The organism is Methylobacterium sp. WL120 (genome assembly GCF_008039465.1).
Lineage (GTDB): Bacteria > Pseudomonadota > Alphaproteobacteria > Rhizobiales > Beijerinckiaceae > Methylobacterium > Methylobacterium cerastii.
This window is the reverse complement of record NZ_VRUT01000195.1, coordinates 1-7,260: the sequence shown is the minus strand read 5'-3', so window position 1 is coordinate 7,260 and position 7,260 is coordinate 1. Positions and strand designations below refer to the sequence as shown.

At 70.5% G+C, this 7,260-nt stretch carries 5 protein-coding genes; 3 read left to right on the top strand and 2 right to left on the bottom strand.

The window, feature by feature from the left end:
• Both FV229_RS23750 and FV229_RS23745 read right to left on the bottom strand, forming a co-directional pair.
• The coding region (locus FV229_RS23750; protein ID WP_147754315.1) for a PAS domain S-box protein at positions 1 to 1,004 on the bottom strand (1,004 nt) is incomplete at its 3' end.
• Positions 1,005 to 1,164: 160 nt separating this feature from the next.
• Complete coding sequence (locus FV229_RS23745; protein WP_147754314.1) at positions 1,165 to 1,728, bottom strand: L,D-transpeptidase; 564 nt, start codon at positions 1,726 to 1,728, stop codon at positions 1,165 to 1,167.
• 254 nt (positions 1,729 to 1,982) lie between these two features.
• Between FV229_RS23745 and FV229_RS23740 the strand changes: the two genes are divergently transcribed.
• The 3 genes from FV229_RS23740 to FV229_RS23730 form a co-directional block, all read left to right on the top strand.
• The gene (locus FV229_RS23740; RefSeq protein ID WP_147754313.1) at positions 1,983 to 2,399 is read left to right on the top strand and encodes a hypothetical protein; all 417 of its coding nucleotides are present in this window, start codon (positions 1,983 to 1,985) and stop codon (positions 2,397 to 2,399) included.
• A 251-nt stretch (positions 2,400 to 2,650) separates the two neighbouring features.
• Positions 2,651 to 3,985 carry an efflux RND transporter periplasmic adaptor subunit gene (locus FV229_RS23735; RefSeq protein ID WP_147754316.1) on the top strand — a complete coding sequence of 445 codons (1,335 nt, stop codon included), beginning with the start codon at positions 2,651 to 2,653 and terminating at the stop codon, positions 3,983 to 3,985.
• A gap of 114 nt (positions 3,986 to 4,099) precedes the next feature.
• Positions 4,100 to 7,260: multidrug efflux RND transporter permease subunit (locus FV229_RS23730; protein WP_147754312.1), on the top strand; the 3,161-nt coding region annotated here is incomplete at its 3' end.

Here is a 7,260-nt window from a genome sequence, read left to right as displayed (position 1 = left end):
GCCTCCAGCAACGCCGCGCCGACGCCGGAGCCGAACCCGTCGGTCACCGCCCGCAGGCCGTCGACGCCGAGTGTCAGCAAGCCGACCGGCGAGCGGGCGGCGAGGCGGGAATCGATCTCCGCGGCGAGGCGCACCCGGTTCGGCAGGCCGGTGGCAGGGTCCTCGTGAGCGAGGCGGAGCAGGCGCGCGTTGCGGCGGCGGCGCTCCGAGATGTCGCGCATCACCGCGCCGACGCCCATCTCGGCGCCCTCGCCCCAGGCGCAGAGCGAGAGCTCGATCGGCACCTCGCTGCCGTCTGCGCGCAGCGCCGTCACCTCGACCGAGCGGCCGGCGAGCTTGGGCGTCCCGCCGGCGGTGAGCGCGCCCATGCCGGCGACGTGGTGCCCGCGCAGGCGCATGGGGACGATCGAGGCCACGTCCCGCCCGGCCAGCGCCCCCTGGGGATAGCCGAGCAGGGTCTCGCAGGCGGGGTTGGCGAAGGTGATGCGGCCGGCGGCGTCGGTGGTGATCAGCGCCGAGGCTGTGGCGGCGACGAACCCTTCCGAATCCCGCTGCGCCATCGTCCGCCGCCCCTGCGCCAGCACCGCGACGGCGAGGCCGGACAGCCGCGCGAGCCGCTGGCGGGCGCGGTCGGCCACGGGTGGGCGCGGTGCGGAATCGGCGAGGCAGAGCACGCCGAGGCAGCGGCCGTCGCCGTCGACGAGGGGCGCGCCGGCGAGGAAGCGGAACGCGCCCCTTTCCGCCGGCCCGGCACGCCATCGCGGATCGATCACGGCGTCCGGCACGACGAGCACGTCGCCGCAGGCGATCACCCGGTCGCGGAAGGCTTCGAGGGCGCGCGCCTCCCCTGCCCCGATACCGATCGGCGGGCCGTCGCCGAGGATCGCGGCGACCGGCACGTCGAACAGGTCCGCGGCCAGGTCGAGCAGGCCACGCAGCGATGCTTCGCCCGGCGCCGTCCGCGTGTGGCGCGTCGTCCCTGAACCCGCTCGATCATCCGACATGCGCAACCGTGTCCCGGACGCCCGAACGGGCGCGGACGGCAGGATGTCGCGGCAAACGCTGTCAAAGGCTTAAAAATACAATCTTGGATTGCAATTTCGTGGTGGGATGACAGGAGTCGGCGGGGCGAAGCCGAATGCTTCGTCCCGCCGAAGCCAACCGTCAGTTGCGGACGATCACCTTGGTGCCGACGCGGACGCGGTCGTAGAGGTCGACCACGTCCTTGTTGGTCATGCGGATGCAGCCGGAGGAGACCGCGGCGCCCATGGTCTCGGGCTCGTTCGAGCCGTGGATGCGGTAGAGCGACGAGCCGAGATACATCGCGCGGGCGCCGAGCGGGTTGTCCTGGCCGCCGGCCATGAAGCGCGGCAGGTCCGGGCGGCGGGCGAGCATCTGCGACGGCGGCCGCCACGCGGGCCATTCCTTCTTCATCGTGACGCTCTTCTGGCCCGACCACGAGAAGCCCTCGCGCCCGACGCCCACGCCGTAGCGCACCGCCTCGCCGCCGCCGAGGACGTAGTAGAGCCGGCGTTGGCTGGTCGAAACAATGATGGTCCCGGGCTTCTCCGCGCCTTTCCAGGCCACGGTCTCCCGCGGGATCGCCTGGGTGCGGAAGATGTTCATGAAGTCGGCGACCGGCCCGGAATCCAACGGGCTCGCCTGCGCCGCCCCCGCTCCGAGGGCGAGGCCGGCCGCGAGGCAGAGCGTGGCGATGCGACGTGTCATGCGGATCTCCGAGGGTTCTTTCGATCCGCTGCCGGGTAGCTGGGCATTGCGGCAAGCGGCGGACGCGAAGCGCGGTGTCAGCCGAGAACGGTCCGCCTGTGGGATCGTCGCAACACCTGTCGCCGGTCGGGCGGCGCAAGCCGCCCCGCACTCGTACAGGTGGGGCGGAATTGGTTCCGCGAATTCCCGCCCCGAAGCCTGACAGAATGTCGCAGCCGCTTGTGATGCGCTGCGGCAGAGCTTTTATCGAAGGCGTGATACGCCTTCCCGACACCCATGCGCCGGCCCCGGCACCGGTCCTCGCGACCGTGCGCGGCCCGTTGCTGCTGCGGGCGATCGCCGGCGTCGTCGTCGCCGCGCTCCTGCTCGTCGTCGGCCTTCCGCGTGAGGCCGACATGCCGACGCCGTCGAGCCGCGTCGCATCCGCCTTCGTCCACGCGGCGGTGTCCAAGGTGGCGGTGTCCAAGTCCGACGCCGTCCGCGCCCCGCTCCACGCGGTCGCTCCGAACGTCGCCGAAGCCGACGACTGGGCCGGACGGCCCGCCCTCGCCGATCCGCTGTCGCACCGCCTGCCCCGCCTCTCGGACGAGGCCGGCTTCCACCCGCGCGAAACCGGCCTCTTCCGGACCTGGGCGTCCGCGCCGCCGGACCGCCCGCCCCGGCGCGCCTGAGGGCGCACGGCCCGGCCATCGGCCCGGCCGTCGCGGGATCGCCAAGATGTCCTGCGACAGTGGGATTCTTAAGCCAGGCCTTTTGGCGCTGTCCGCGCGGCCCCCGAACCCCGCTGCGGGCGACCGTTGCCGACCGATCGGCACCACGCGCCACCGACACACGCCGGACGGCCGAGCCTCGTCTCCGCCCTCCCCGAGATGCGTTTCGCAGGAGCGACCCGACCTTGACCTTCTCTCGACCCGCCCGCCGGATGCGCCGTGCCTCGCTCGGCTTCGGGGTGTTCCTCGTCGCGCTGTCCGCCTGCAACCAGAAGCAGGCCTCGGCCCCCGTCCCGCTTCCCCCGCCCGAGGTCGGCATCGTCACGGTGGCGCCCCAGGCGATCCCCTACGTCCGCGACCTGCCCGGCCGCGTCGCGCCGATGCGGATCGCCGAGGTGCGCTCGCGCGTCTCCGGCCTCGTGGTGAGGCGGCTGTTCGAGCAGGGCAGCCAGGTCAAGGAGGGCGACGTCCTCTACAAGATCGACCCGGCGCCGTATCAGGTCGACCTGATGAGCGCCGAGGCCACCCTGGCGCGCCAGGAGGCGGCCCTGGTGCTCGCCAACCAGCAGGCCGAGCGCCTGGAGACGCTGCTCACCCGCCAGTCGGCGAGCCAGGCGCAGTTCGACACCGCCTTCGCCGGCAAGAAGCAGGCGGAGGCCGAGGTCGCCGGCGCCCGCGCGACCCGCGACCGGGCCAAGCTCAACCTCGACTGGACCGACGTCCGCGCGCCGATCTCGGGCCGCATCGGCCGGGCGCTGCTCACCGAGGGCACCCTGATCGAGTCCGGCACCACCGGCGTGCTGGCCACGATCCAGCAGCTCGACCCGATCTACGTCGACATCACCCAGTCGGTCGGCGAGCTGAACAAGTTGCGGCGCGACCTCGCCAGCGGCGAACTCTCGCGGCTCGAGCGCGATTCGGCGAACGTCCACCTGATCATGGACGACGGCGCCCTCTACCCGATGGCGGGCCAGCTCCTGTTCTCGGACGTCACCGCCGACCCGAGCACCGGCCAGGTCACGCTGCGCGTGCAGATCCCCAACCCGCACGACGAGCTGTTTCCCGGCATGTACGTGCGCGCCCGGATCAAGCAGGGCATCGATTCCGACGCGATCGCGGTGCCGCAGCAGGCGATCCAGCGCACCAACGACGGCAAGGCCGAGGTCTGGGTCGTGAAGGAGGACGACCGGGTCGCGCTCCAGCCGGTCGAGGTCGGCCCGGTGGTCGGCACCAACTGGCTGATCCGCGACGGGCTCAAGGCCGGCGAGCGGGTGGTGACCGAGGGCTTCCAGAAGATCGTCGCGGGCCAGCAGGTCAAGCCGGTGGACAAGACCCCGCCGCACCCGACCGCCGAGGCGATGCCGCACGACGTCGACGAGGTCGCCGAGGCCGAGGCCAAGCTGGCCGAAGCCAAGATGAAGGAGGCGAAGGCCGCCGAGGCGCGGGCCGTGGAGGCCAAGGCGAGCGCCGCGAAGGCGAGCGCGACCAAGGCGTCGGACGGCAAGGCGTCGGACGGCAAGGCCGAAGCCGCCGCCAAGCCGCGGTAAGCAAGGCTCGGTAAGCAAGGCTCGGTGAGCAGGGCTCGCCGAGCGACATCGCCGACCGGGGCGCGCTTCGAAGCGCCGCCCCACGACCACCCGACAGGCTGATCCGGAACCTCCATGGCACGCTTCTTCATCGACCGGCCGGTCTTCGCCTGGGTCGTCGCGCTGTTCATCATCCTCGGCGGCGCGCTCTCGCTGCCGCTGCTGCCGGTGGCGCAGTATCCGGTGATCGCGCCGCCGGCGATCGCGCTCTCGACCGCCTATCCCGGCGCCTCGGTGGAGAGCCTCTACACCGGCACGACCCGGCTCATCGAGGACGAGCTGAACGGCGCGGCCAACATCATGAGCTTCGAGTCGACCAGCGACTCGTTCGGCGCCGTCAACATCACCGCCACCTTCCAGCCCGGCACCGACCCGGCGCTGGCCTCCGTCGAGGTGCAGAACCGCCTCAAGCGCGTCGAGGCGCGCCTGCCGGCCGAAGTCCGCCAGCAGGGCATCCTCGTCGAGGAGGCGTCGGCCGCGACGCTGAACATCATCACGCTCGTCTCGACCGACGGGAAGATGGACGAGATCGGCCTGGGCGACTTCCTGATCCGCAACGTCATCAACGAGATCCGCCGCATCCCCGGCGTCGGGCGCGCGACGCTGTACTCGACCGAGCGCAGCCTTCGCATCTGGGTCGACCCGGACAAGCTGCGCGGGCTCTCGCTCACCGCCGAGAACGTGACGGACGCGATCCGCAACCAGAACATCCAGGTGGCCTCGGGCGCCGTCGGCGCGCAGCCGAGCCCCTACAGCCAGGCGATCACCGCGCCGATCATCGTCAAGGGCCAGCTCGCATCGGTGGACGACTTCGGCGCGATCGTGCTGCGCGCCAACTCCGACGGCTCGAACGTGCGCCTGCGCGACGTCGCGCGGATCGAACTCGGCGGCGACGCCTACCAGTTCTCGACCCGCCTCAACGGCGGCCAGGCCGCGGGCATCTCGGTGACGCTGGCCCCCGACGGCAACGCGCTGGAGACGGCGGGCGCCATCCGCAAGAAGATGGAGGAGCTGTCGCAGTTCTTCCCGCCGGGCCTGAAGTGGGACATCCCCTACGACATCACGCCCGCGGTGAAGGCCTCGATCGAGAAGGTGCTGCACACCCTCGTGGAGGCGGTGGTTCTGGTCTTCGTGGTGATGTTCCTGTTCCTGCAGAACATCCGCTACACCCTGATTCCGACCATCGTCGTGCCGATCGCCCTGATGGGCACCTGCTGCACGATGCTGCTCGCAGGCTTCTCCATCAACGTGCTGACGATGTTCGGCATGGTGCTGGCCATCGGCATCCTCGTCGACGACGCCATCGTCGTGGTCGAGAACGTCGAGCGCATCATGACCGAGGAAGGCCTGTCGCCGAAGGACGCGACCAAGAAGGCGATGGACCAGATCACCGGGGCGATCATCGGCATCACCCTGGTGCTGATCGCGGTGTTCATCCCGATGGCGTTCTTCCCCGGTTCGGTCGGCATCATCTACCGTCAGTTCTCGATCGCGATGGTGACCTCGATCGCCTTCTCGGCGGTGCTCGCGCTCTCGCTGACGCCGGCGCTGTGCGCGACCCTGCTGAAGCCGGTCGAGAAGGGCCACGGCCATGCCAAGGGCGGCGTGTTCGGCTGGTTCAACCGGATCGTCGACCGCGAGACCAAGCGCTACGGCCGCGGCACCGCGTGGTTCATCAAGAAGTCCGGCCGGGTGATGATCGTCTACCTGGCGCTGGTGGCCGGCGTCGCCTTCGCCTTCGCGCGGCTGCCCGAAGGCTTCCTGCCGCTGGAGGACCAGGGCTTCTTCACCGTCGACATCCAGACCCCCCCCGGAGCCTCGTTCAACCGGACGCAGGCCGCCGTGCGCAAGGTCGAGGAGCATCTGCTGGCGCAGCCCGGCGTCGCCACGGTGACGATGCTGAACGGCTTCTCGTTCTCCGGCCAGGGCTCGAACACCAGCCAGGCCTTCGTGACGCTCAAGCCCTGGGACGAGCGCGACGCGGCGAATTCCGCTTCGGCGCTGGTGGCGGGAACCAACAAGGCTCTGTCGGGCTATCGCGACGCGATCGTCGACGCGCAGGAGCCGCCGCCGGTGGACAACCTCGGCAACGCGGCCGGCTTCTCGTTCCGCCTGCAGGACCGGGCGCAGAAGGGCTACTCGGCGCTGCTCGCCGCACAGGAACAGCTCCTCAAGCTCGCGATGCAGAGCCCGGTGCTGCAGAAGATGAAGATCGAGGGCCTGCCGCCGGCGCCCGAGGCCGAACTGGTCATCGACCGCGAGAAGGCGGCGGCGCTCGGCGTGAAGTTCGAGGACATCAACGCGACGATCCAGGTCAACCTCGGCTCGGTCTACACCAACGACTTCCCGAACCGGGGCAAGATGCAGCGCGTGATCGTCCAGTCGGAGGATCTCCAGCGGATGCAGGCGACCGACATCCTGAACTACGGGGTGAAGAACGCGTCGGGCACCATGGTGCCGATGTCCTCCTTCGCCGACCTGAAATGGAGCGTCGGGCCGCAGCAGATCGTCGGCTTCAACGGCTACCAGTCGGTGCGCATCACCGGCGAGCCCAACCCCGGCTACACCTCGGGCGACGCGATCAACGAGATGGAGCGGCTGATGGGCCAACTGCCCAAGGGCTTCGGCTACACCTGGACCGGCCAGTCGCTGCAGGAGAAGCAGGCCGGTTCCCAGGCCTCCATGCTGCTCGCGCTCTCGGTGCTGATCGTGTTCCTGTGCCTGGCCGCGCTCTACGAGAGCTGGGCGATCCCGTTCTCGGTGCTGCTGGTGATCCCGCTCGGCGTCATCGGCTCGGTGGCGGCGGTGTACCTGCGCGGCCTGCCCAACGACGTCTACTTCAAGATCGGGCTGATCACGATCATCGGCCTCTCGGCCAAGAACGCGATCCTGATCGTGGAGTTCGCCAAGGACCTCTGGAAGCCGGGCACCTCGATCGTGGACGCGACGATCGAGGCGGCGACGCTGCGGTTCCGCCCGATCGTGATGACGTCGCTCGCCTTCATCTTCGGCGTGGTGCCGCTCGCCATCGCGGCCGGCGCCGCCTCCAAGAGCCAGCAGGCGATCGGCACCGGCGTGATGGGCGGCATGATCTCGGCGACCGTGCTGGCGGTGTTCTTCGTGCCGGTGTTCTTCGTCGTCGTGATGCGTCTGTTCCGCCGCAAGGACGTGCTCGCCGGCGAGACGGCGGAGGCCGCGACCCCGGCGGCGCGGGCGCCGGGCGGGCACGGCGTGCC

What these genes read in the sequence shown, in the direction of transcription:
- FV229_RS23745 (WP_147754314.1), bottom strand. Translation starts at nt 1,728, where the DNA reads ATGACACGTCGCATCGCCACGCTCTGCCTCGCGGCCGGCCTCGCCCTC.
- FV229_RS23735 (WP_147754316.1), top strand. Translation starts at nt 2,651, where the DNA reads ATGCGCCGTGCCTCGCTCGGCTTCGGGGTGTTCCTCGTCGCGCTGTCC.